Below are 25,468 nucleotides of genomic sequence, written 5' to 3' on the forward strand. Positions count from 1 at the left end.
AGTGGTGTGTTTTATTTAATAAAATTTATGGTTAATGGATATTTATAAACTTCTCCATTACTTGCCTTCATTGCAGCAATAATAACAAGAGCTACCTTAATAAGTCCTATTATGGCTACAACTGAGGCAACTCCAAAGAAATTAAATATTCCGTGGTAGGAGTGGTGATTTCCAAAATCAACATTTACTCCATCAATAATATCAAAAAGATTTCTGAAGATAAATGTAAAAAAGGAAGCACTTAAAATAAATATATAGATACCAAAACTAATATTGAAATTAACAGCTTCTTTTCCATGCTCGTCTAATATTGGACTCTTATCTTTTAATGTTTGCCAAATTATTAAAGGCGTTATAATACTTCCAAGCGGGAATAAATATCCGGCAAAGGATGAAATATGAAGGAGAAAAGCATTGGTGTTATCGGTATTCTTTTGCATGTTATTTTGTTTTATATAATACTTTACTATGCAAATATATGTCTTTAAAAAGGTATTGTGCAATACATAGTACTGTAATTAACATTTTTTTAACAATTACTCTTCTTGTTTTTATTGTTGCCGTTGTTGTATTTTGCAAAAAACCATATATAATGAAATTAACACCGTCTAAAATAAACACCTATCTTCTTTTTAAGTTACCTTCTGCATATATAGTTGGAGTAAGAGTAAAACAGTTTTCTACCACAGAGGCTACTGTTGCAGTAAAGTTTAGATGGGTCAATCAGAATCCATTCCGATCTATGTTTTGGGCCGTACAAGGAATGGCAGCGGAACTAGCCACTGGGATTTTAGTGATGCATGCCATTGCAGCATCAAATACTAATATTTCGATGTTAGTAACCAATATGAGTGCAACCTTTGCTAAAAAAGCAAAAGGAACTATTGTATTTTCATGCTTTGATGGTGTTGTAATCAAAGAAGCAATTAAAACCGCTATTGCAACGGGGGATGGTCAAACTGTAATTGCAAAAGCTTCTGGTATTGATTCGAATGGAGACACCGTTTCTAGTTTTACTTTCGAATGGAGTTTAAAGGTGAAATCGTAACAAAATTATCTTCTTAGCGTCCTATTAAAAAACGATAATTTTATGAATGCACATGAAATAGATTATAAAATTTTTGGGGAAGAAATGCAATATGTTGAAATTGAATTAGATCCTCAAGAGAGTATTGTTGCTGAAAGTGGAAGTTTTATGATGATGAGCTCTGGAATAACCATGAATACCATATTTGGAGACGGATCTAATCATGAAACAGGATTGCTCGGCAAAATCTTTTCCGCTGGAAAAAGAATTCTAACCGGAGAAAATTTGTTTATGACGGTTTTCACAAACACTGATCATGGTAAAAAGCAAGTTTCCTTTGCCTCTCCGTATCCAGGGAAAATAATCCCAATTGATTTGTCTGAAGTAGGGGGAAGTTTATTTGTCAAAAAGACGCTTTTTTATGCGCTGCTAAAGGTGTTTCAATTGGTATTGAATTCTCAAAAAAAATGGCACGAGGTCTCTTCGGTGGCGAAGGTTTTATAATGCAAAAAATGGAAGGTGATGGAATGGGGTTTATTCATGCTGGTGGAACTCTAGCAAAAAAAATTTTACAACCAGGCGAAGTTTTGAAAGTGGATACAGGGTGTATTATTGGGTTTACGCAAAACGTGCAATATGATATCGAGTTTGTTGGAGGTATTAAGAATTCTGTATTTGGAGGGGAAGGATTATTTTTCGCCACCCTTAAAGGTCCTGGCGAAGTTTATATTCAATCGCTTCCTTTTAGTAGGTTAGCAGGAAGGGTTTTGTCTAGTGCTCCCCAGCGAGGAATGGGTGGAAAAGGTGAAGGAAGTGTTTTGGGAGGTTTAGGAAATATATTAGACGGCGATAATACTTTCTGAATTTTTTAATAAATTTTATAATTAAAATAAAAAACCGCTAGCAGCGGTTTTTATTATACGTTTTGTTTAAATTCCTAATTCAGCAAAGAGGTTCGTTAGTTTTTCTCCGTCTGAAGGTCTCGGTGCGTTAGGGCTAACAATATTTCCTTCTGGGTCAACTAATATAAAGCGAGGTAGTCCTTTAATGGCAAACTTTTTGATGAAATCAGAACCAAACGATTTGTCAGCAAATAACTGCACACCCCCCATTTCTTTTTGGGCTATTGTTTCTTTCCATTTATCTTTTAGATTTACATTATCCACGCTAATGCTTACGAATTCGATGTCTTTATCCTGGTATTGTTGTTCTAATCGTTTTAATAGTGGTGTTTCCCGTTTACAAAAGCCGCACCAAGTAGCCCATACGTCAATGTAAAGGTATTTTCCGTGTCCTGTTAGGTCATCTAGTGAAGTAGTTCCTCCTTCATAATTTTCGTAATTATTGAATTTAGGGGAAGGATTTCCTTTAGCAGTTAACTTTAAGGAATTGTATATTTCAGTTATTCTTGATTTATGTGCATTATTTGACGAGTAAGCCATAAATTTTCTGTAATACTCATCCAAATCATCTGCATACGTAATTCCATTTTTACCAGTTTCGTGAAATAGTAAATCATTTTTGATTAGTGTATCCGAAATCTCTGTCTGTATGGTTTCCAGGTAGGTTAAATAGAAATTATCTTCTTCTGTGGTTTTATCGTTTACTTTTTTCTTTAAATTATCCACCAAAATAGTTCTGTAATAATCAAAGTCCGCATAATCAGTTCCGTTGTTTAAACTAGTTTGCTCTATGACATTTGGAAAATTCTCAGAAACAACAAAATCTTTCTCACCGCTTAAAACAGGATAGTATGCCGGGTAATAATTTAAATCTCTTCGATATTCATAATCAATATTTTTGATTTCTTTTTTTAAGAAATTCTCTGGTAGTTGGCTGTCTAAGGCTAAATCTGTTAAAGCATTTTTATAATCTCCTAATTTTTCAAGGAACTCCTCTTCTTCTAACGATAATAAGTCTCTTAGATTTCCTATTTCATCTTTAAATACCTTTGACTTTTTTACAAAATAATCATTAATGACAGCATTTTTCCCTTCAAACTTAATAGAGTCTGGATTTTTATAATCCATAATTATTTTTAAATCTTCCTTGGGAGATAGGTACAGGTTGAATTTTCTTTTATTGAAAGTAATAGTGTAGAATCCGTCTTTTTCAATTTTTAGAGTGTCTGAAAAGGTATTTGCTTTTCTATCAAATTTTATTTTATCTTCTAATCGAAATGCTTCTAATTTGATATCTCTTTTCTTGTAATTTTGAATGTCACCAGATAAAACTAAATAATCTTTCTCAGGTTCGTTCTTACATGAAAACATTGTAGCTCCTATTAGGGTTAAAAGTACTAATTTTTTCATTTTTGAATATTTAAGTGGGTCGAGTTATAAATTCCGAAAGTAATTTATTTCATCATTTTTTCAAAGAAAATACTATTTTTTTTATAATACTTGTCCATTTTGGTGTCTTTAAGTGAAGTATTCTGAAGTAATTGGTTGTGACGCAGGGTATTTGAAAAAATAAAAAGCTGAAGGTATTATTCTTCAGCTTTTTGGTCTTTTTCAATAACAATTATCCCCTCTTGTGTCTTTCATTCATTATGTAGTGATTCATAATATGAAGTTTTAATTGTTTTGAAAAAAATATCAAATATTATGCCATAATTTTAAAAGAAATATAATTTGCGTTGTGTTTTATTGCGTATTTAAACTATCAATTATTCTTTTATTACGATGTGTTTATTTTTTTATTTTTAACAATGGTACTAAAATATATACCAAAGCCCCTTAAATTCTACTTATTATTTTTAAGTGTCTGTATCGATAACATTCCTAAATTTACAAAACATTTTTTTCATATTTGTATTTTAAATACCCTAAAATTATGGTAGCGTACTGAATATTGTCGCGTTATTCTTTTTAAGGTATAAAATCATCTCCTATTTTTATTATTTGGCTACTGTTTTGATAAATTTTACAACACAATTTTGCAATTATATCTGGGAACTTATAATGAAGCTTTAAAAAATAATGAGTATTTTTCTATTACTAAAAAAATACTCATCTATTCAAACTAACTAAACAATGTAAAAGCTCTGAAACTTTTCTTAAAGTTAGTTTTAATATTTTCCGATTCTTTTACTCATTCGATAATTAGTCATTTTTTTTCGGTAAATGGTTCGATATTGTAGATTAGTTTTGTGCCGATACAATTTGCGATGTATTGTCTCGCTTTTTTGCAGTTGTACAAGTGGTAAAATACGCTATGTAATATATCTGTTTGGTTTTTTTAAGTTTAGTTTCTACTCTTTTTTTTTATTACTAGTTCTAATTTATGAGTTTTTATACTTCATATGTACTACATGCATACTAGATGTGAATACATCTCGTACTTTTGATATTGATTTTAATTATAGTAGTAGTAGTTTGAATCCTTTGAAGAAAAAGGCTGCATTTAGATGCAGCCTTTTTTGTATCAATGATCTTTAGTTATTGTTATTAACAAACAAAATGAATAGCAATACCCAATTCTAGTTTGATTATTTCTCAGTAGTAAGGAATTTGTACACTAATCCAGCTAAAGAAGCCCCAATAATAGGAGCGACCCAAAACAACCATAGTTGCCCCATGGCATTTGCTTCTGCAAAAATAGCAACAGCAGTACTTCTTGCAGGGTTAACCGAGGTATTGGTAACAGGTATGCTTATCAGATGAATCAAGGTTAGCGCGAGTCCAATAGCAATGCCACCGAATCCGGGAGAAGCATTTTTGTGAGTCGCACCCAAAATGACAATTAAGAACATGAATGTCATTATTACTTCGGTGACAAGTGCTCCTATCAAACCATAGTTTACACCATAAACATTTGCGTCATAAAAATTGGTAGCAAAAGCACCAGGAGAGGAACCCACACCAGAAAAATCTGTAGCACTACGAACAATTAGAAATAAAATGGCTGCTCCAAGAGTCCCTCCCAATACTTGCGCCCCTATGTATGGGGCAACTTCTTTTTTGTCAAACCTTCCTCCAATCCATAAGCCTACAGATACAGCTGGGTTAAAATGTCCTCCGGAGATATGTCCTAGAGCATAAGCTCCTGTTAAAACGGTTAAACCAAAGGCAAGCGATACCCCAACAAGTCCTATGCCAATATCAGGTATTCCTGAGGCTATAACTGCGCTTCCACAACCACCGAGAACTAACCACATAGTTCCAATAAATTCTGCTACTAATTTTTTCATAATTTTCCTTTAAGTTTTTCTTATAATTAAAATGATTTTATGCTATGTTACCTAATGATTTAGGGTACTATAGTTGGAGGTAAATTACAACATATACTAAAATAAAACAACTTGATTACCAACTATTAAATTGAATACTGCTCTACAGTATTAGTTTTCTTTTGTCTGAGAAGGGGCAATGGGTATGATATTTGAAAAGAGGTATAAGTTACAAGCATTACGAGTTTATAAAAAAGCATTTTGAGTATTGCTTAAAATACAAAAAAAATGTTAAAAATGTGTTGCTTGTATTAGATCCAACATCAAAAAAAGGTAAGTTATCATTAAGATATGGACTGTTTTTGAAAGCATTGTATGGAACATAAATCTAAGTAGTTTAAATACATATTATTCTTTAGAGTTTATGAATAAAAAATATATAAATAAATAGTAGAATTTGTATAGAGAAAATTGCTTGATTTTTAGGAAGCAGTGAATCCTGTATGTAATAATAAAAATAATAAGAGTTCTCTCATTTTTTATATTGTTTTTGCAAATACGATTTGTGTTAAATAAAAAAAGGAGCATAAAGCTCCTTTTTGTGTTAGTTTCTTATCGTTAAAGATTAAACATTACGCCCAAACCAATATTCGAAAATGTGCCTCCGTCAACACTAACTCCTGAATATGAAAGGTTAAAGGATATTCTTTCATTCAAACCATAAATAAGCATAGGTCTGTAATAAAAACCACCGTCGTTGCCGTCTGGAGACAAACCTATAGCATATCCAATATCAGCTCCTAATGTGAATTTATCTGAAATACCGTACCTTCCGGCTGCTGCAATTGGTAAAAAGGAAGCATTGTCAATTTCGAATCCGGCAATTTCATCACCAAAATAGGTTAAAAAGCCTGCCGCCACACCATATTTAAACGCTGAATCGGATTCAAACATATAATTTGCATCTAATCCAAGTGCAAATGTGTAACCATTATCTGCATCACCTACAGGTAAACCAAAAGTTGCGCCCGCACTAAATTGTGCATTAGCAGTAAAGCCCAAAGCGAGAAAGGAAGCTAATAATAAAAATTTTTTCATAATGTATTTATTTAAATTTATTAACTGCCAAAATATGGAAAAAAAGTTTTTAATAAAAATTTAATTTTGATAGAGTTAAATCATAATGTCCTATTAGAGAAACAAAATGCATTATTTTTCGAAAAAAATACCGAAATTATTATAATATAATTTCACAGATTTCGTCAATTAATTTCCGCTTAGTATTGGTCTAAAACTGCCATCCAAAATTCAGGCCAAATTTCCCAGCTAATTCTCGTTCACTAGGGCCATCTGCAAAACCAAGATTACGACCTAAACCACCGCTTATGTCGATAAAAAATCCAGAGTTACTTACCCATTTCCAACCGATACCAACACCAATAGCTGTTTCAAAGTAATTTTTAGAACTGGCAATTTCATTAGAATAAACATCATAACTAATATCGTCTTCATAGGTATAAAACTTTAAAAAGCCTTCTCCGTAGAACCCTTTTGCACCGTAATCTTCCTTGGAAAAAAAGTATTGACGATAAAATGGTGAAAACGAAAACTTTTCTAATATTTCCGTCCCATTATTATCATCAAAGTTGATGTTTAAATCTGCTCCAATACTACTGTGTTTGTTTAAAACATATTCATACCTAGGGTTAAATGCCGGAAAGGTAAGGGCAGCAATTACATCCAAACTAAGATTGTGTCTTTTTCTCTCTGAGAATTCGGTAATTCGTTTTTGACTTTCAGTTTCAGTACTTTCTTGCCTGTCTTGTGCATTAACTATAAGGCTTGTGAAAAGTACCGTGAGCAATAATGTCTTCTTCATAATTGTGATTTTTTTTTAGGTTTTTAGAATTTTTATTTAAAGATTTTAAATATATAAAAAGGTTGCGTGTTTTTTTTATGTTTTCTAGTTTAGGTATTTGATTTGTGATTTTTTTAAGATTTCATTCGTATTGCAATAATTGTTATGGCTTAAAAAAATTAACTTTAGGTGATCTTCACAATAAAGGATATTTTTATTGGTATTTTTGGTGTTTTCAAATTTTAGTACCATTGGTTCTTTTAGTTTATTGAAAAATGCAAAGGCGAAGAATCTTAGTTATAGCATAGCTATTTTATTCGAGTAATTATTAGGGTCACCTAGGATTTTAGTGTAAGAACTACTGTATGTTAGTGTATGAAAACTACTTCTATAAAAAATAAAATGAATCTAGTTTTACAAAATATCCACAATTTTTTAAGCCATAGATAAACGAACTGAAATTGTTTTTTCTTCAATTTAACGATCACATAATTTAGGTACTTAATTGGTTGTGGATTTTTTATTGCCTTTTTAAAATGGATTTCAATAAATTAGGTTTTTACTATAAAAAAATGCGCCGTAAAGCGCATTTTTATTGGTATTTCCACTATGTAGCGAGGAGCAGATTTGAACTGCCGACCTCAGGGTTATGAATCCTGCGCTCTAACCAACTGAGCTACCTCGCCTGATTGCGGGTGCAAATATATATGTTTTTTTATTTCAAGGATAAAAAAAATGATTTTTTTTTTAAATAAAAAATATATATCTTGGCGTGCAAATCTGAAATTACATGAGTAAAGTAAAATTTGAATTAGAGTTTCCAATCCATGCTTCTCCGAGCATGTTGTACCAATACTTAGCTACACCAGCAGGTTTAGAGGAGTGGTTTGCGGATAGAGTAAATTCTCGAGGGAAGCTGATAACCTTTGAATGGGATGATTCTGAGGAAGAAGCAAAGATTATTACTAGTAAATCAGATGAACGGATAAAGTTTAAGTGGACCGAGAGCGAAGGCGATGAAAGTTATTTTGAATTTCGTATCCAAAAAGATCCGTTAACCAAAGATGTAGTAGTACTGGTTACCGATTTTGCCGATGGAGAAGACGAGGTAGAGGAAGCAAAAATGTTGTGGGAAAATCAAATAGATGAACTAAAACACACTATTGGAGCATAGTATTTTGTGAAAAAATAAAACAAAAACACTCGGCTATTTTGTCGAGTGTTTTTGTTTTTATAACTGTGTGAAATTAGTAATTTTGCAAATGTAAAAAAACAAACAATGGTAAATTTTAATGGCGTACTTAGTACTGCTGAAATCGTTTCTATCTCCTCTGCAAATAGAGCCTTTAAATACGGAGATGGTGTCTTTGAAACCATCAAAGTATCCAACAATAAAATAATCTTTTTAGAAGATCATTATTTTAGATTGATGGCTTCCATGCGCATGCTACGTATGAAAATACCAATGAAATTTACCCTTGAATTTTTACAAGAGGAAATCTTAAAAACACTACAATTAGAGCAGCCACAAAATGATATATTCCGAGTTCGAATAACTGTATTTCGAAAAGACGGTGGTTTATATGCACCAACATCTAATGAAGTGGACTATCTCATAGAGGCAAAAAAGGTCAACGTTCAAGAAAAAGAAGTATACAGCATTGATTTGTTTAAAGATTTTTATAACTATTCTAGCTTATTATCTACCGTAAAAACAACCAATAGAATGCTAAATGTTTTGGCTTCTGTTTTTGCAGATGACAATGACTTGGATACCTGTATTTTATTAAACGAAAGAAAGGGAGTTGTTGAGGCTGCTAATGGTAATATCTTTATTATTAAAGGAAATCTGGTGAAAACTCCTGCTTTGTCAGAGGGGTGTATAAAAGGAGTTACTAGAAAGAAAATAATCGAAATTCTAGAAAAACACCCTGAATATACTATTGAAGAAACAGCTATATCTCCATTTGAAATTCAAAAAGCAGATGAGGTATTTATAACTAATGCAATAACAGGGATTCAATCGGTAACGAATTATCGCAAAAAAACATTTCAAAAAACCATTACCAATAAGTTAAAAAGTAGTTTAAGAGTAAAGAGTATTACAGAAAGCTAATTCATTGAAATGTCATCAGGTGCATTGGCCCAAAACCTATATTCACCACCTCTATTGAGTAATTGATTTTTCCATAAGGTTTTGTTGTCAATGCTAAATATATTATCATATTGATTTTTCGAAACAAACCATGAATTGGTTTTTACCTCATTGGCTAGTTGTTTAGGTTCCCATCCCGAATAACCAAGAAAGAATCTTATGTCACTGGCTTTAATGGTTTGGTTGTTTAAATGTTCTTTTAAAAAACTAAAATTACCACCCCAATAAATTCCATTGGTTACCTCGATACTATTTGGAAGCAAATCTGGAGTTTTGTGTATAAAATATAAATTGTCTTGTTCTACAGGGCCTCCTTCATAGATTCTAAAATCACAATCAATATCAGGAATTAAATCTTTTAGCGTATACGATAATGGACGATTCAATATAAATCCCACAGAGCTAGTTTTAGAGTGTTCTGTTAGTAAAATGATAGACCTATTAAATGTTTTATCATTTAAAATGGACGGCTCCGCAATAAGTAATTTTCCTTTTTCTAGTTCAATAACACTCGCACCCATAAAAAACATATTTAGAATACTAATATATAAAAATTTAATAAAAATTTAACATAATTAGCGAAATATATAGATTTATAAGTTGTCAATTGCTTGTATTACTTCGGCTTTTTTTCGAACAGAAACCGGAATTGTTTGGTTGTTATCTAAAACAATATAGCCGCCATCGGTCTTATGGAATTCTTTAAGACACTGTAAATTAACAAGGTAGCTTTGGTGTACTCTCAAAAATTGACATGCTTGTAGAATGTCTGTAAAGTACTTTAGCGTTTTAGCTACCAAAATTTTTTCTTTATTAGTCGTGTAAAATTCCGTGTAATTATTATCAGATTTACAATACATAATCGTCTCAATATCTATTACGAGTATTTTATTTCCGGTATGTAACGATATTTTTGTAGGTTTTTTATTCGGTTGTAGGAAAGAGTTGTGCAAGATGTTTAATTGTTCTGTAGACGGTGGTAAATGCTGTTTAACTTTCCGAATCGCTTGTTCTAATTCTGAAGAACTGTAGGGTTTTAAAAGGTAGTCTATTGCAGCAAATTTAAAGGCTTTTATTGCAAATTCATCACTGGCAGTCACGAAAATTACTTTTGAACTGATATCCGGATGAATTTCAAGTATATCAAATCCAGTTCCATCTCCGAGCATAATATCTAAGAATAAGATATCGGGTTGTTTACTCCTCAGTAGCTTGGAAGCCTCAACTACACTAGAAGCAGTTCCGAGTATAGAGATTTCAGGATAGTCTATTTCCAAATCATTCTTTAACATTTCTAGTGCTGTTGGGATATCATCTACAAGTACTGCTGTTAGTTTTTCCATTTTAAAAATCTGTTTTTAATGGTATTTTAAACCAAACCTTGGTTCCTTTTACAATGCCATTTTCGATAATTTCATTTAGATGTAAAGTTGCGGTGCTACCGAGACTTTCAATACGTGTTTTAGTAACTTCTATTGCTATGGAGTTATGATCGTTGCCTTTCTTTTTTTTCTGGGCGGTAACAATGCCGATACCATTATCATAAATCTCACAATGTAAATAGTTGTCCTTATCGTAAACATATATGCGAATAGAACCACTAGTTCCATTAATCCCATGTTTAATACTATTCTCCACAAACGGTTGTAATAACATTGGCGGGACTATTATTTCTTCACTTGCTATTGATAGATTTGTTTCAATAGTATACTTAAATGGAATTGCACTTATCTGTTGTTCTAAGATAATATAGTTTTCTAGAGTTTTTAATTCTGTTTGCAATGCAACTTCTTCTTTCCTTGAGCTGTGTAAAATACCTCTTAATAACGAAGAAAAAGTTGTAATTGTACTTTCTAAATCCTTTGTTTTTCCCAATTTCCCTTGGGCTTTTATACTGTTTAAAATATTAAATATAAAGTGAGGATTCATCTGTAACTGTAGGGCTTTTTGCTCTAAAGTTAGAAGTTTGTTTTTCAGTTTTAATTGCTCTATTTCTTTGCGATTTTTAGTTCGTATATTTTTGGCGTACCTCGCTATAACTATTAGGATCACACTAGCTAACAGTAGTATAAATAGCATGCGAACCCACCACCTGTCATACCAAGGCTGCGCTATAACAAAATGGAATTGTAACGGCTTGCTATTTTTGGTAAACGAGGTTTTAGATTGCACACTAAAAGTGTAGTCTCCGGGTTTTAAATCTATCAGATTTACCATTTTTTTACTTGACCACGGACTGTATTCTTTTCCAAATCCATAGCGATATAGGATTGTTTCGGGGTGATTTATGTCTATAGAATTAAATGAAAATGCCAAGTGGTTTTTGTCGTATGGTAGTTGTAAAGTGTTTTGGTAGGTATTAATATTGATACTGTCTAAGCTTTCGAATACTACCTCTATATTTTCGAAGCGAACTATAGGTCTTTGGGGAATAGCTTCATTTTTATTTTCGTATTTTAAGATTCCATTATTTTTAGTCCCAATCCAAATATTTTTTTGCATGTCTTGAAAAACATCTGTAATTGCATTTGATATTCTGGTATTGTATTTCGTGATTTTTCGATGAAAGGAAAGATTATTATTTAAAATTTCAATGCCGTTTGTATTTGAAAAAAGCCAAAATCTTTTATTAATTTCTCGTATTCCTAATATATTTTTTGTCGTAACAGGAACCGTAAATAATTTTTCGTCTTTATAAATAATCAGTCCGCTGTTTTTACTTGTTGCAAGAATTTTATTTTTAGTGATTAGAATATCGGTGAAAACCCCATCTTTAATTTTTTTAATGGTACTCGGTTCTTCGATATTGTCTATCTTCCATAGGGCTTCTTGCGTTGCAATCCAGTAGTGTTTTTCATCGTATTTGATATCGTTTATTTGTGCCAAATCAATTTTGTAATGCAAACGCAATGCGGCAATAAAGCCATCTTTCATCTTATAGATGCCCTTGTTGGTTCCGAGATAAAAAGTTTCTGCTATTTTAGATATGCAATGTATTCCCTTATCATCAATTTGTTTCAAGTCTTTTGCACTTTGTAAAATAAAGGAAGTTGGAGTTCCTATCAAAAGACTATCTAAAGTTGGATATATCTCAGATATAAAGGTTGGGTCATGTTTACTGTTGATTGTATATTCTGTGAAGGTATTGCCGTCAAATCTCGAGATACCCATATTGGAAGCAAACCAAAGGTATCCACTTGGGTCTTGTCGAATTGCAGTAATATAATTACTTAAAAGGCCATTTGCTTTGTTATATAATTTGGTCTTTAAAAAGATTTCTTCTTCTTTGCCTTTTGCAATAGTATAGTTGTTTAATGTGTCGCTATTTTGCCCTAAGCTTTTGAAAACTTGTAAACAAATTAAAAATAATAGAGAAAATAGGACTTTTAAAGAATTCATAAAACAAACATACTTAAATTATAGCACACTTCATTCTACTGTATTGTACTGCAAATTACAAAACCGGTAGAGTTTTGTGTTTCTACCGGTCTATTTTTATTGCATTGCATAGAGTCTTTTATTGGAAACGTCTGGGGTAATATGTTCTAAATCTCCATAGGGTTTTACTAATGGTTTTAGCACACATAGAACAGTTGTTATGCCTTTAATTGTTACTTTACTATTTTTTACCGTATAACTCCATCTAACTTTTCTATTGGTATGTTAAGGGATTTTACTTTTTGTGTCATATCTTCATCATTGATAACCCATTGCATTATTTCTTCAGAAGAGGTGAAATCTGGTATTTCGTCATCAGAGTTGTGGTAATCTATTTCAAAAACTATTGGGATATTTTGCTGAATAGTGTAGGGTTCGCCGACATATCTCTCTCTTTCATTGTTTAATGCATCGTACCATTCGAACTCCTCTTCAGGATATTTTTTTGCAATCTCTTTAGAGAGATCTACCTTTCCTGGTGATTTAGCAGTAGGATAAAAGACATAGTATGGTTTTGCTAAATAATGTGCTGAAAACTCTCCCCCAAAAACATTAAAATACGGAGAGGCTATTATCTCAGCGTTATTTTCTGTGGTAAATACTCTTTGTAATGCTTGAATTAACTTTGTGTCTTCGGCTAATGCGTTACTGTGGAAAATAATTTTAGAGTTTGCATTAAAATGATTCTCTAAAACAGGTAATTTTTCATTGTCTAAACATTTTTCTAAAGAAGTACTGTTTACCCTTGTTCCATTAATTCTTGTTTCTAAATCCATTCCTAGCCATGGACTGTTATTATTCACAATATGTATCTCTCCGTAGGTCTTATGGTAAGCGTTATTGTTTAACCAAGTAAGCATTTCTTCCAAAGAATACACACCTTGTACAATTTTGTAATTTTTATTCGTGAAGTACTCTGTTGCATCCGAATAAAATGTAGTCGCGTCACGATCATGGCCCGTAATAAATACAATAGGTTTGTGTACCTCTTTTACTATTGGTTTTACTACTTTTTTTACACTATTGTTTGCCTCATGTTTACCTGTGTTTTCTTTCTCGTTTTTACATGAAGTAAAGTTTACTGATAGTAATGCCAATCCAATTGCCATTACGAATTGTTTTGTAGGTGTTTTCATAATTTACTTTTTTAAGGTTATTACTATTGCTTTCTTTGTTTCTATTTGTTGTATTTTATTTAGTATTTTTCTCAAGTTTCTATTTAGTATCCAAGTGCTGTTTAATTCTGTTTCTGTTTTAGTGATTTTACCGTTTTGGTTAATGTGTATTTTTATTTGAGAATATTTTTGTAGATACAGTAATACAACTTTCATAAATCTATTTTCTAAATACATAATATAGTAGTTTTGATACCCTAAATGTAGAAATGGAAAATGGTTAAATTTTCAGATATTTAGAATTCGTCACGATTAATTTAGAATTCGTTGTCGATACTATATAAGTCTTAAAATTTGAAAATTATTAGGGCACTATTTAACCCTATATTTTAGTAACAGTCGGTAAGGATTTTATTATTTTTTTGTAGGCTTTCTATGGAAGTATTCAGTTCTTTTGTAGTTATCTCGTGTAATACTTTAAGAATTTCGTTTTGCATTTTTACAGACCCACAAATCATAATATTTCCTTTTTTTTGTAGTGTGGAAATTATTAGATCTTTATTTTTAAGTACAGAATCCTGTACGTATTCTTTTTTAGCATTTTCACGTGAATACGCAATATGTAACGAATTTAGTTGTTGTATCTCTAGCGCCTTTTCTATCGTTTCTCTGTACAGGTTAAATGACTCTTTAGTTCTTCCTCCCCAAAATAAATGTATTTTAGTGCTTGGTTTCGCCGCATGTATCATCAATAAAAGGGCTATTCCAGTACCATTAGAAATCAAAATAACTTCTTTGGAATTTTGTGGGAAATGAAAAGCCGTATTCTTTTTAATATAGGCTTTTACAGAACTGGATTTTTGTAATTCTGATAAATAGGTAGAGCATATACCATACTCATGCTTTTTAATACTCAATAGTATATCCTTACCTATTTTGGCAATAGAATAAAGCCGCTCTACGCCATCTTTTTTTGGTCGAATTCCTAATAAGTCTCCTGATTGAAATTTTAATTTCCTCTCGGGTTTGAAACGAATTATAAAACTTTTATCGGTGTTAATTTCTGTTTTGGATACTACCTTAAAACTATATTCCTTAGGTTTTTTTTCTACCATTGGTTGTACAGTAAATGTAGTGTCTGTTGCTGTATTGATAGCAGTATTCCATGCTGTAAAACTCGCAAACGATTGGTTGTTTACTTTGTGCAATGGTAGAATACGAGAGAAGTTTTTGTTTTTCGCTAGCACGTTGTCAATTTCCAAAGCAAAAGCACAATATTTAGGGTATGCAAGCGAACCGAAGCCAACTACAGCAAATTTAATGGTGTGATTTTGTGGTACAAGATTCATCTTTTCAATTGCTGTATTAGCATTAGAAGGTGCATCTCCATCCCCATAGGTGGCGGTTAAAACAAAAACATATTTGGCAGTTTTATACGTAGTGTAATTATTTAAGCTATCCATAAAGGGCTTTTGTTCTGTCGCTATCAAAGCATTATACAGCGACTTGGCAAAGGTAAATGTACTTCCAGTTTCTGATCCTACCAGTAGTATATAGTTGGCCTCCTCTTTTGAGTAGGTGTTTTTAATAGAAACTCTTTTTTTTATTCTATCGATCGTCATTACAAAGCCAGAATAGATAAAATAGAGTATGGCGAAACACGAGAGAAGTAATATTAATGCCCAGACTAATGTGCCATCTCCAGTATGAAGAACGAAACTCCAATCTATTAATTTTTCAATTGTTGTCTTTGGTAAGCTGCTTATTTCTATTCCAGAATTTTGTTGTATTAATACTTCTTTATCGCGTAGTTTTAGGGTGAAATAATCTTCAGGATCCTCTGAAAAAGGAAACTCTAAACGCTGCAGCTGTTGCATTGCTGTTGTTTGGAAAATAGTAAAATCTTTTCTTTGTTTATCGCTGCTGCTTGGGGGCGTCTTAGTTACTATTTTATGGCGTTTTTGGTCTTTTGGGAGTACTGCAAATTTATCTAAGGATAGGTAGATTCCAGTAACGGTTAGTATCACAATAGGAATACTTGTGATTCTTCCTATCGTTACGTGATAATATTGTTCGTTTTTCTCTTTTACTACTGTAGAGAAAAGATATCGTATACCGCCTTGCCTTTTGCAAATAAGCATAAAACCTGTACATGTTAAGAGTAATAGTAAAAAAGAAACAACTCCAACAATAATTCTTCCAGTTGATTTTAAAAATAATGAACGATGCAGTGTTGTGGCAAATTTAAAAATCGATTTTCTTTTTTCTAATTCGCCTATTTTTTCTCCGGTAAAAGGATTTATGTAAAAAGAAGTATTGCCTTCATTAGCATCTACAGCAGAAGCTTTTACGGTGTTGTTTTTTGCCAGCTCTAAAGTTATGATTTCATCATAATTTTTCTCTAATTTGGCAATAGTTTCTCCAATAGTAATAGTCTCTAAATTATCTATTGCATACGGAGATACTTCTTTAGAAATAGGTTCTAGCGCTAGAATTATTCCAGTTATAGCAGCAATAGTTATAAAAAGGAAAGAAGATATAGCCAAAGTTAGGTGGCTATATCTCCATATTGAAAGTGTCATATACGTACAATCTTATTGTGGTAATAATCGTATGTAACGAATAAAGCCTTTTCCTTCCACTTTATTCTTAATGTTTTCTGAGGTTAACTCAAATTCAATATCGTCTTTATAGTATTCTTGATCTTCAACTGCAGATTCAAAACGAATACGATATCCAGCGTCTATTTTATTTTCATCGATAGAAAGTATGCTAATAGTTCGGTTACCCCCACTAATTGTAGCTCCTGTAATAGCGTCAATATCTGTTCGTTTTTTTCCATAAAAGTTCCACCATTCTGTGATGTCTGAATACCACTCATCGTCATCCCCTTGCACATAAAGCGTTTCTACATATTTTCCATCTTTAATTAAAGATATGACAACATAAGCTCCTTCACCCGTATAATTCTTCATCTGAATCATACACTTAAACGTTTTACTTTCGGTAATGGTATTGAAACTGCAGAGACCCAAAACCAATATACAAACTAAAAAAATAGTTTTTATTACATTGTTTGCTTTCATATTTATTTTAAAAATGTTAGGTCTATATTTTGAGCATTTAATTGCTCATTTTCTTTTGCTAAATCGAATACGTTTTCACCAAAACTAGTTACCATTGTTTTGTCAGCACCGATACTTAAAAGATAGTTTACAACAGTAAGATCTTTTGCTTGCATGACTGCTTTATGCAAAACCGTTAATCCGTCACTATTTATCGCATTTACATCGATCCCCATTGCATGAATTTCTTTTAATAAGGCGATACTGTTTTTTTCTAATCCGATATGAAAAAGTGTATTTGCATTATGCTGAACTTCTTTCATTGGAACACCTTTCGCTATCAAAGCTGATTTTTTATCCTGAAAATCCTTTGGTTTTTGAGCATTGTAGCCGTGCACAAGATAGTACGCGAGAGAATTTCCTTTCTGGTCCTTTACGTTTGTTTTAGCACCTTGTTTTAATAGATAAGAAACCACATCCATACTATTTCGCTCGATAGCGTTTGATATGGCAGTTTTTCCCTGTTTGTTTTGGTGATTAATATCGGTATTGTCATCTATTAATAAGGTTATGACCTCTAAAGAGTTTACGCTTGAGGCATTTAACAATGGAGTGTTTCCATCGATATCTTCTTGATTAATATTTGTACCTTTCTCTATGAAATAGGCAATAGTCTCTTTATCTTTATTTGCATATGCTATATTGTGCAACGGTGTTTTACCTTGCTTGTTTACGATATTAGGTGCTACACCAAGTGCTTCTAGTTCTTTATAAAAAGACAATAGATTGTATCCTTTTCTTGCGCGTTGTGTTGCCATAAACATAGCATTTCCTCCATTGTTATTTAGGCCTTTGTAAGGAACTCCTGCTGCAATTAATTCTTTAAGTATGGCACTGTTTCCATTTTTAGTACCGTAATTAAAAGCTCCGTTACCGTCATTGTCTTTGCTGGATAAGCGCAGGCCTTTTTCGGTAAAATAGTCGAGCATTTTGAGATCATTTAAATGCGGCATTATAAGTAAAAGAGCGTTCGCACCATGATCATCTGTTTCGGTTATGCTGCTTCCATTTTCCAAACATAAATCGTATACTTTTGTGTTTTTCTGTCCTGTTGCAGCAGCAAAAGTAAGTACCGAATACCCATGGGAATCTTTAAGGTCCATTCTCGCATTTTTTCCAATTAAATATTCCATAAGGGCAACATTACCCTTGTAGGCTGCCCAGAATACATAAGTTCTTTTATCATGCGTAATTTTATCAATTGGATTCCCTTCTAAGGATAACAAATAATGAATCGAACTATTCGGTGCTTCTTCTAATATTGCATATCCAACTGCATCGAAGGCATATCTATTTAATGCTGTTGGATCATTTCCTTCAGAGATTTTTGTTTTTATCGTTGCAATAGACGGGGCTGTTTTCCAGAATGCTCGGTCTAGAAAAATATTTTTATCCTGTGCATTCAATTTCATTAAAAAAAGAAGGGGCAAAACAAAAAGTAACTTTTTAGTATACATAAAATTTTCAATTTGTGGAAACATCAACATTTAATCATTTATTTCTTAACAAAAGATTCTATAATTTCATTTATTTCCTCTTCTTTTTCAATTTTATCCGAGAACAAGTACTTGTATAGAGGTTTATTTTCAACTTTTTTCTCTAGTGAAAGGTCAGTATTTCTACCGTAAACTTTATCCCATTTATTTCTAACAATTTCCCACTTTTTTTCATTTTTTACCCACCAGTCTGCAGCTCCTTTACATCTACTATCTGGTACTCTAACATAGGTGTTATACCCTTTTTCAACCGCTAATACAAAATCTTTTTCCCCGGGTTTTCGAATAACTTTTTTATTGTCTTGGTCATGCAACCAACCATACGCTGTAATTTCTTGTCTGTTTCCCCTAACGGTTATGTTGTAGTCGCTTCTTTTGGTGTATTCTCTTCGAGGTAACGGAGCGTCGGTAGTGTTTTCCCAATAACTTTTTCCATCTACATGCACCCAAGATCCAGAGCCTTCATATCTGGGGCTATCGTCTACTTGGAATACTTTTTGGGTCCATTGTTTTTTTACAGCTGATTTTGGTTTGTGCTCAAACTTCCAATTGTTATCTCCATTGTACATATAAAAGTCTTCGTTTTGAAATATCCAATCTTGTCTCCAATGTTTTACGATGTATGGGTTATCCGGGCTTCCTACTTGTAATAAATGCTGAATTGAAATTTTGTTATTTTCATCTGTTACTAATTGTGCCCACTCCAAGCCTTTATCTGTTTTCGTTTTGGAAGGTTGGTATAGCGAATCTTTACTGTAATTGAAAGTTTCGGTAAAGTTAAAAGTTACTTCAAAACAACCACACATTTGCTTGATGGCTTCTCTATCTTTTTTCTTCTTGCTTTGTCCGTAGGATACATGGATAAGACCCATTGCTACCAAGCCTAATAAAAGTGCTTTTTTCATTCTGTATTTATTTAAGTTTTAAATTTTTTACAAAAATATAAATTTTATTAAGAATGAATAAAAATAATACTATATATTTGCCGAAAATTATTAAGAATGTTTCTAAATAGAAGTTTGCTTTTTGTTGTTGGGTTGGTTAACGTTTGTCTTTTTTCACAAGAAAAAAGATAGAATAGCTAACGATACCATTAGCAATACATCTTTAGACGAAGTAGTTGTTACCGCCACAAGGTCACCAAGGCAATTGTCTTCTCTACCAATGCCAGTTACCTTAATTTCTAAAAAACAACTACAGCAAGCAGGTTCTGTTCGCTTGCGAGATATTTTATTAGAACAGGCAGGTATCGTAATGGTAAAAGATAATGGGAATTCAGAGGGAGTTCAAATGCAAGGTATTGCTGCCGATTATATCCTTATTTTGATAGATGGTCTACCAATTGTAGGGCGAACTGCAGGAAACATTGATTTAAATAAACTAACGGTTAATAACATAAAACAAATTGAAATTGTAAAGGGCCCTGCGTCATCCTTATACGGTTCCGAGGCTATGGGAGGAGTTATCAATATAATCACAGAGCAACCTACTACAGATAGGATAAAAAGTTCCTTCAGTATACTAACAAGAGGAGGAGCTATGAACGAGCTAGATATTAATGCCAATACTATGGCTAAATTAGATAGGCTTAGTTTTGTAGCAGGAATTAATTTGAATTCTAGTGGAGGTTTTGATTTAACAACAGAAACTCCAGAAAATAGAACAATGTATCCGTATCAAAACTATACTGGAAATCTACGATTAGGATATACTTTCTCGCAACATTTAGAGGCGTTTGTTTCTGGAAGATTATACCATCAAGAACAGAATACACCGTTTTCGGATAACTTAGAAACAGATTGGAATTGGAATACGATGTTCAAACATACTATTTCTGATACTTGGAGCTTTGATTATACATTTTACGCTACCAGAAATAAAACGGAGAGTGTATTCAATGGTGAAACGGCATTGTATAATAGGAGTTTGTTGCGACCGGAGATTAAAACAACTTTGTCGGTTTCTGATCGCGCTACGCTAATTGCAGGTTTAGGTGCAAATTATGACGCTTTAGCGAGAACCTCTTTTGAAAGTGAAAAAAACTACGAGGCATATTATGTTTTCGGGCAATATGACTTTAATCCTCTAGAAAAATTAAATGTTGTTATCGGTGCAAGATTTGATAGCCATAATGCCTATGAATCTGCCTTTTCCCCAAAGCTCTCTACACGCTATGAAATTACCGATTGGCTTAGCACACGTGGATCTGTTGGGTATGGATTCAAAGCACCTGATTTTAGACAGTTGTATTTTAACTTTAGAAACACGTCTAGTGGTTATGTGGTGTTTGGCACAGAAACGATACATGATTTGTATGCAGGGAATGAAAGCATAGAGTATCTTCAGAAGCAGCTAAAACCGGAAAGCTCTATAGGATATAATTTTGGTTTTCAAATACAACCACTAAACAATCTCTCTCTTAATCTTAATGTATTTAGAAATGATATTCAAAACCTCATAGATACTTATGAAGTGAATGAATTTTTAAAAGACGCATATGTCACAGAATTACATGCAGAAGAAATTGGTTTGGGTAAGGGAACACGTATTTTTTCTTACAGAAATATAAACAAGGTATATACTCAAGGGGTAGAAGTAAAAGTAAATTATAAAATTAATGATAATTTCAAAATCCTTGGAGGGTATCAATATTTGGATACTGGAGATAAAGAAGAGGAGAAATTAATAGAATCAGGAACTGTTTTTGTAGAGACCGATGTGTCTGATGTTAAACTCACGCTTTTCGATTACTTTGGATTGCGAAATCGATCAAAGCATACAGGAAATATAAAGCTGTTCTACGACAATTATGAACATAAATTTTCTGCTAATGTACGTGCTTTATACCGAAGTAAGTACGCGATAGCTGATACCAATAATAGCAGGGGTATTATCGATAAATACGATACGTTTGTATCGGGTAATTTACAAATAAATGCTGTTGTAGAAAAAGAATTGTACTCTCTGTTCAAGCTTCAATTTGGTGTAGACAATATCGGTAACGAAACAGGTTCCTCTAATGCTGATGTTGATGCTTTTCAAGTTGGAGGAGTTGTCAACGATGCTGTGCTATTATTAGGGAGAACCTTTTATGGACGTGTAACCTTTAATTTTTAACTATAATATCAAAATAAAAATCAAAACAAAATGAAAAAAATAACCTTAACATTATTCGCGATAACAGCAATGATTTTTACGTCGTGTAGCGATGAAGAAACAACACCATCAGATCCTGTTGAATCGGTAACGATTAGTAATTTATACGCTCCTCAGGTATCGGATTACACCCAAAACCCTCCGGTTATCAGTGGTGAATTTACTAAGTTTAGCTTCAAAGAAGGGACAAGTGTTACTGGTGAAGATTGGGATATTGCTTTTAGAGGAACTATGATTTTAGTAAACGGTGGAGGAATGATTGGCCTAACGGATGAGCCACAACGTTCTGGAGATGGTTCTTTAGCTATTGTTAACGATACTTTTGCAAATGTAATCGAAGCACCAATAGACACTGACTTTGCGCAAGACGCATCAGGTACTTTTGCGCTTCCACACGGATCGGGTAATGGCTGGTACACTTATGAAAATGGTGTAATTTCTAGAATTGCTGGAAAGGTATTTGTGATAAAAACCATGGATGGTAATTACGCTAAAATGAGTATAAAAAGCTATTACAAAGACAACGACCCATCTGTTAGAGAAAACGCGAGATATTACACATTTGATTATGTATACAACCCCAATACGGGGGATAAAAATCTTCAGTAAATATATTTATTGAATTTTGTTAGTTTTTGTTACGTTGAACAGCTTAATTCCTTGTAGAATTAGGCTGTTCTTTTTTACTATCTCATTTGTGCTATTTGGTAATACTGATAGTTAAGGTAGTAGCTTTTCTGCGAGATATTTGGCAGTATGCGAATTTTTGTTTTTACATAATTCTTCTGGCGTTCCCTCAAAAATAAGATTTCCACCATTTTTTCCACCCTCCATTCCTAGGTCTATAATATAATCAGCACATTTAATTAATTCTATGTTGTGTTCGATAACTACGATAGAGTGTCCTTTTTCAAGTAGCGCATTAAAGGAGTTTATGAGCTTTTTTATATCGTGAAAGTGTAATCCGGTTGTAGGCTCGTCAAAAATAAATAAGGTTTTATCTTTTGTTGTTCCTTTCATTAAAAATGATGCTAACTTTATTCGTTGTGCTTCACCACCCGACAGGGTAGAGGAGGATTGACCTAATTGCACATAGCCCAATCCTACATCTTGGAGAGGTTTTAGTTTTTTAGCTATTTTTTCTTGGTGGTTATCCTTAAAAAAAGCAATGGCATCGTCTATGGTTAACCGTAAAATAGCATCAATATCTTTCTCCTCGAAGTTCACTTCCAAAACTTCTTTTTTAAAGCGTTTTCCTTTACAAGTATCACATTCTAAATGCACATCTGCCATAAACTGCATTTCAATAGTTACCTCTCCCTCTCCTTTACATACCTCACATCGTCCTCCTTCAACATTAAAAGAAAAATGTTTCGGTTGGTAGTTTCTTATTTTGGATATTTTCTGTGCTGCAAATAATTTACGAATATCATCATAGGCTTTAATATATGTTACAGGATTTGATCGTGAGGATCTACCTATGGGATTCTGATCAATGAACTCGACGTGTTTTAGGGTGTCAAAATTCCCAGATATGTCTGTGAATTGTCCTAGTTTTGCACCGTGTCCTGTTAGTTTTTTTTGTAAAGCCGGATATAATATTTTTTTAACCAAGGTGCTTTTTCCACTTCCTGAAACACCAGTTATCACAGTAAGACTATGTAATGGGAAAGTAACATCAATATTTTTTAAATTATGCTCTCTTGCGCCTTTTATTTGAATGGTGTTTTTTGAAACTCTTCTAGTTTTTGGAACTTTAATTTGAAGTTTTTCGGATAGGTATTTTGCCGTTAAAGAATTAGATTTTAAAATTTCATTAAAATTCCCTTCTGCAACCACTTTTCCACCATAAGTACCTGCTTCGGGACCAATATCAATGATATAATCTGCCTCTCGCATAATATCTTCATCATGCTCGACAACAATTACAGTATTTCCTAAGTTTCGAAGATTTTTCAATACTTTAATTAGCCTTGTTGTGTCTTTGGGGTGTAACCCTATACTAGGTTCATCGAGTATATACATCGATCCAACTAAACTACTACCTAAAGAAGTCGCTAAATTAATGCGTTGGCTTTCTCCCCCAGACAAGGTGTTTGAGGTCCTGTTTAATGTTAAATAGTGTAAACCTACATCTTTTAAAAATTGCAGTCTATTGCTTATTTCTTGCAGCAAGCGTTCCCCAATTTTTCGCTCGTGTTTGTGCAGTGTTAATGTATTGAAAAAGTCCGCTAATTCATCGAGAGGTATGTTGATGAGCTCTGAAATTGTTTTTCCATCTATTTTTACATAATTTGCTTCTTTTCTTAATCGTGTTCCGTTGCATGAGGTACACGTCGTTTTACCTCGGTACCTAGACAGCATAACCCTGTTTTGAATTTTATAACTCTTTGCCTCTAGTTTATGGAATAAATCGTGTATGCCTTTAAATTTTTGTGTACCGTTCCAAACTAACTCTTTTTGTTCCTCTGAAAGTTCAAACCACGGTTTATGTATCGAAATTCCGAATGCTTCTGCATGTAAAATGAGGTCATTTTTATATTTTTTATAACTATCCGTTTTGTAGGGGAAAATTGCATTCTCGTATATAGAAAGACCAGTATTTGGAATTACTAACTCTTCATCGATTCCTATGACATTGCCATAACCTTCACAAACAGGACACGCACCATATGGATTGTTAAAGCTAAATAAATGCGTATTCGGCTCTAAAAATGTAATACCGTCTAATTCAAATTTATTACTAAAGGAATGTGTTTTACCAGACGCCATATTGTCTATAATGCAAACACCTTTTCCTTCAAAAAATGCTGTTTGTGTTGCATCTGCCAACCTGTTATAAAAATCATCTTCGTGTCGCACCACAATTCGATCCACTACTAAAAATAATTTATTTCCTGTGAATGAAGAACTAGGGAAATCTTCAATTCTATATACGGTATCCTCGTATTTTAATCGTGCATAACCCTGCTGTTTTAAGACTTGTAAAATGGTTTCGATTTTTCTTTCAGCAGATACTGTTATAGGGGCTAGCAATAAAAGCTTTGTTTTTTCTTCAAAATTTGAAATGAAATTTATGACGTCCGAAACCGTATGTTTTTTTACCTCGCCGCCAGAAATCGGAGAAAAGGTTTTACCGATTCGAGCATATAAGAGTTTAATGTAATCGTATATTTCTGTTGAGGTTCCTACGGTAGATCTTGGATTTGTTGCATTTACTTTCTGTTCAATAGCAATAGCAGGAGCGATTCCCTTAATATAGTCTACCTTTGGTTTGTGTAATTTTCCTAAAAATTGTCTTGCGTACGAAGATAGGCTTTCTACATACCTTCTCTGTCCTTCGGCATATAATGTGTCAAATGCCAAAGAAGATTTTCCAGAACCTGAAAGTCCTGTGATTACAATTAGTTTATTTCTAGGAAGTACTACATCAATATCTTTTAAATTATGCAGTTTTGCTCCTTTAATAATTATGTTTTCTTTAGGATTAACTTTAGAAATATCTTCTTTCATTTGCTCATAAAATAAGCTATAAAATTACGATATTTAATGAGATTTAAGAAATTTTACCTATTGGTAATGGTAGTGGAGAATTTAAGGTGATACCTGCCTAATACGCAATCTTTTAAAGATGTAATGTAAAAGGTTTAAATCTGTCTACGAAATTTTTTAAACCACTTTTCAGCGGAAAAGTAGCTGTATTTTTTATTCGAAAAAAATAATGGCAAAGCATACAAGGATTAGTTTACGCTGTAAGCATTAGTAACCAAAGGTTTTTACACTAAAAGGAAAGATGTAAAATAAAGTATAAAAATGGCTATTTATAGATGGATATCTAATTAGTGTTTTTTTAAAATAGGTATGGATTATTACAATGTAATTTGATTTTTTATTTTAATTATTATGCTCTAAAATTGTAATTCTATT

19 protein-coding genes, 1 tRNA gene and 1 pseudogene are annotated in these 25,468 nt (G+C 32.6%); 6 read left to right on the plus strand and 15 right to left on the minus strand.

The window, feature by feature from the left end; translation table 11 throughout:
• Positions 1-11: 11 nt before the first annotated feature.
• Positions 12-440 carry a DUF4870 domain-containing protein gene (locus tag BSU00_RS12000; protein WP_105004591.1) on the minus strand — a complete coding sequence of 143 codons (429 nt, stop codon included), beginning with the start codon at positions 438-440 and terminating at the stop codon, positions 12-14.
• A gap of 152 nt (positions 441-592) precedes the next feature.
• Here BSU00_RS12000 and BSU00_RS12005 point away from each other — a divergent pair, with 152 nt between their 5' ends.
• Together BSU00_RS12005 and BSU00_RS12010 are read left to right on the plus strand one after the other, a co-directional pair.
• On the plus strand, positions 593-1,048 hold the full coding sequence (locus BSU00_RS12005; protein ID WP_105004636.1) for a DUF4442 domain-containing protein: 456 nt from the start codon (positions 593-595) through the stop codon (positions 1,046-1,048).
• Positions 1,049-1,090: 42 nt separating this feature from the next.
• Positions 1,091-1,890: pseudogene (locus tag BSU00_RS12010) on the plus strand (TIGR00266 family protein).
• Positions 1,891-1,956: 66 nt separating this feature from the next.
• Here BSU00_RS12010 and BSU00_RS12015 read toward each other — a convergent pair.
• From BSU00_RS12015 to BSU00_RS12035, 5 genes are all read right to left on the minus strand, one after another.
• Positions 1,957-3,339, minus strand: coding sequence for a thioredoxin family protein (locus BSU00_RS12015; RefSeq protein ID WP_105004592.1), 1,383 nt, complete (start codon positions 3,337-3,339; stop codon positions 1,957-1,959).
• A gap of 1,178 nt (positions 3,340-4,517) precedes the next feature.
• Entirely contained in the window at positions 4,518-5,219 is a 702-nt protein-coding gene (aqpZ, locus tag BSU00_RS12020) for an aquaporin Z (RefSeq protein WP_105004593.1), read from the minus strand.
• Positions 5,220-5,816: 597 nt separating this feature from the next.
• Positions 5,817-6,296: a hypothetical protein gene (locus BSU00_RS12025; RefSeq protein WP_105004594.1), complete on the minus strand. Its 480-nt coding sequence runs from the start codon at positions 6,294-6,296 to the stop codon at positions 5,817-5,819.
• Between the two features lie 190 nt (positions 6,297-6,486).
• Positions 6,487-7,077 carry a hypothetical protein gene (locus tag BSU00_RS12030; protein WP_105004595.1) on the minus strand — a complete coding sequence of 197 codons (591 nt, stop codon included), beginning with the start codon at positions 7,075-7,077 and terminating at the stop codon, positions 6,487-6,489.
• Positions 7,078-7,668: 591 nt separating this feature from the next.
• Positions 7,669-7,742, minus strand: a tRNA-Met gene (locus tag BSU00_RS12035).
• A gap of 104 nt (positions 7,743-7,846) precedes the next feature.
• Between BSU00_RS12035 and BSU00_RS12040 the strand changes: the two genes are divergently transcribed.
• Positions 7,847-8,230 carry an START-like domain-containing protein gene (locus tag BSU00_RS12040; protein ID WP_105004596.1) on the plus strand — a complete coding sequence of 128 codons (384 nt, stop codon included), beginning with the start codon at positions 7,847-7,849 and terminating at the stop codon, positions 8,228-8,230.
• 105 nt (positions 8,231-8,335) lie between these two features.
• On the plus strand, positions 8,336-9,172 hold the full coding sequence (locus tag BSU00_RS12045) for an aminotransferase class IV (RefSeq protein WP_105004597.1): 837 nt from the start codon (positions 8,336-8,338) through the stop codon (positions 9,170-9,172).
• On the opposite strand, the gene BSU00_RS12050 is transcribed toward BSU00_RS12045, so the two are convergent.
• From BSU00_RS12050 to BSU00_RS12090, 8 genes are all read right to left on the minus strand, one after another.
• Entirely contained in the window at positions 9,169-9,732 is a 564-nt protein-coding gene (locus tag BSU00_RS12050; protein ID WP_105004637.1) for a YqgE/AlgH family protein, read from the minus strand. The genes BSU00_RS12045 and BSU00_RS12050 overlap by 4 nt on opposite strands.
• A 72-nt stretch (positions 9,733-9,804) precedes the next feature.
• The gene (locus tag BSU00_RS12055; RefSeq protein WP_105004598.1) at positions 9,805-10,554 is read right to left on the minus strand and encodes a LytTR family DNA-binding domain-containing protein; all 750 of its coding nucleotides are present in this window, start codon (positions 10,552-10,554) and stop codon (positions 9,805-9,807) included.
• A gap of 1 nt (position 10,555) precedes the next feature.
• On the minus strand, positions 10,556-12,610 hold the full coding sequence (locus tag BSU00_RS12060) for a histidine kinase (protein WP_105004599.1): 2,055 nt from the start codon (positions 12,608-12,610) through the stop codon (positions 10,556-10,558).
• A 227-nt stretch (positions 12,611-12,837) separates the two neighbouring features.
• A complete protein-coding gene (locus BSU00_RS12065; protein WP_105004600.1) occupies positions 12,838-13,785 on the minus strand; it encodes a hypothetical protein in 948 nt (315 codons plus the stop codon).
• Positions 13,786-14,153: 368 nt separating this feature from the next.
• Entirely contained in the window at positions 14,154-16,346 is a 2,193-nt protein-coding gene (locus BSU00_RS12075; RefSeq protein WP_105004602.1) for a PepSY domain-containing protein, read from the minus strand.
• 12 nt (positions 16,347-16,358) lie between these two features.
• Positions 16,359-16,748, minus strand: a complete 390-nt coding sequence (locus tag BSU00_RS12080; RefSeq protein WP_105004638.1) for a DUF2271 domain-containing protein — start codon at positions 16,746-16,748, stop codon at positions 16,359-16,361.
• A gap of 104 nt (positions 16,749-16,852) precedes the next feature.
• Complete coding sequence (locus BSU00_RS12085; RefSeq protein ID WP_233188729.1) at positions 16,853-18,301, minus strand: ankyrin repeat domain-containing protein; 1,449 nt, start codon at positions 18,299-18,301, stop codon at positions 16,853-16,855.
• Between the two features lie 83 nt (positions 18,302-18,384).
• The gene (locus tag BSU00_RS12090) at positions 18,385-19,290 is read right to left on the minus strand and encodes a DUF6607 family protein (RefSeq protein ID WP_199176794.1); all 906 of its coding nucleotides are present in this window, start codon (positions 19,288-19,290) and stop codon (positions 18,385-18,387) included.
• 127 nt (positions 19,291-19,417) lie between these two features.
• Here BSU00_RS12090 and BSU00_RS12095 point away from each other — a divergent pair, with 127 nt between their 5' ends.
• Complete coding sequence (locus BSU00_RS12095) at positions 19,418-21,502, plus strand: TonB-dependent siderophore receptor (protein ID WP_233188730.1); 2,085 nt, start codon at positions 19,418-19,420, stop codon at positions 21,500-21,502.
• Positions 21,503-21,532: 30 nt separating this feature from the next.
• The gene (locus BSU00_RS12100; RefSeq protein WP_105004603.1) at positions 21,533-22,150 is read left to right on the plus strand and encodes an HmuY family protein; all 618 of its coding nucleotides are present in this window, start codon (positions 21,533-21,535) and stop codon (positions 22,148-22,150) included.
• 111 nt (positions 22,151-22,261) lie between these two features.
• Here the strand turns inward: BSU00_RS12100 and uvrA are convergent, their stop codons facing one another.
• Positions 22,262-25,054 carry an excinuclease ABC subunit UvrA gene (uvrA, locus tag BSU00_RS12105; protein WP_105004604.1) on the minus strand — a complete coding sequence of 931 codons (2,793 nt, stop codon included), beginning with the start codon at positions 25,052-25,054 and terminating at the stop codon, positions 22,262-22,264.
• Between the last annotated feature and the right edge of the window lie 414 nt (positions 25,055-25,468).

The sequence above is a fragment of the Tenacibaculum sp. SG-28 genome (genome assembly GCF_002954385.1).
Taxonomy (GTDB): domain Bacteria; phylum Bacteroidota; class Bacteroidia; order Flavobacteriales; family Flavobacteriaceae; genus Polaribacter.

Excerpts from the sequence above, each read along its gene's own strand:
- BSU00_RS12000 (WP_105004591.1), bottom strand. The coding sequence starts at position 440 with ATGCAAAAGAATACCGATAACACCAATGCTTTTCTCCTTCATATTTCA.
- BSU00_RS12005 (WP_105004636.1), top strand. The coding sequence starts at position 593 with ATGAAATTAACACCGTCTAAAATAAACACCTATCTTCTTTTTAAGTTA.
- BSU00_RS12015 (WP_105004592.1), bottom strand. The coding sequence starts at position 3,339 with ATGAAAAAATTAGTACTTTTAACCCTAATAGGAGCTACAATGTTTTCA.
- aqpZ (WP_105004593.1), bottom strand. The coding sequence starts at position 5,219 with ATGAAAAAATTAGTAGCAGAATTTATTGGAACTATGTGGTTAGTTCTC.
- BSU00_RS12025 (WP_105004594.1), bottom strand. The coding sequence starts at position 6,296 with ATGAAAAAATTTTTATTATTAGCTTCCTTTCTCGCTTTGGGCTTTACT.
- BSU00_RS12030 (WP_105004595.1), bottom strand. The coding sequence starts at position 7,077 with ATGAAGAAGACATTATTGCTCACGGTACTTTTCACAAGCCTTATAGTT.
- BSU00_RS12040 (WP_105004596.1), top strand. The coding sequence starts at position 7,847 with ATGAGTAAAGTAAAATTTGAATTAGAGTTTCCAATCCATGCTTCTCCG.
- BSU00_RS12045 (WP_105004597.1), top strand. The coding sequence starts at position 8,336 with ATGGTAAATTTTAATGGCGTACTTAGTACTGCTGAAATCGTTTCTATC.
- BSU00_RS12050 (WP_105004637.1), bottom strand. The coding sequence starts at position 9,732 with ATGGGTGCGAGTGTTATTGAACTAGAAAAAGGAAAATTACTTATTGCG.
- BSU00_RS12055 (WP_105004598.1), bottom strand. The coding sequence starts at position 10,554 with ATGGAAAAACTAACAGCAGTACTTGTAGATGATATCCCAACAGCACTA.
- BSU00_RS12060 (WP_105004599.1), bottom strand. The coding sequence starts at position 12,610 with ATGAATTCTTTAAAAGTCCTATTTTCTCTATTATTTTTAATTTGTTTA.
- BSU00_RS12065 (WP_105004600.1), bottom strand. The coding sequence starts at position 13,785 with ATGAAAACACCTACAAAACAATTCGTAATGGCAATTGGATTGGCATTA.
- BSU00_RS12075 (WP_105004602.1), bottom strand. The coding sequence starts at position 16,346 with ATGACACTTTCAATATGGAGATATAGCCACCTAACTTTGGCTATATCT.
- BSU00_RS12080 (WP_105004638.1), bottom strand. The coding sequence starts at position 16,748 with ATGATTCAGATGAAGAATTATACGGGTGAAGGAGCTTATGTTGTCATA.
- BSU00_RS12085 (WP_233188729.1), bottom strand. The coding sequence starts at position 18,301 with ATGAAATTGAATGCACAGGATAAAAATATTTTTCTAGACCGAGCATTC.
- BSU00_RS12090 (WP_199176794.1), bottom strand. The coding sequence starts at position 19,290 with ATGAAAAAAGCACTTTTATTAGGCTTGGTAGCAATGGGTCTTATCCAT.
- BSU00_RS12100 (WP_105004603.1), top strand. The coding sequence starts at position 21,533 with ATGAAAAAAATAACCTTAACATTATTCGCGATAACAGCAATGATTTTT.
- uvrA (WP_105004604.1), bottom strand. The coding sequence starts at position 25,054 with ATGAAAGAAGATATTTCTAAAGTTAATCCTAAAGAAAACATAATTATT.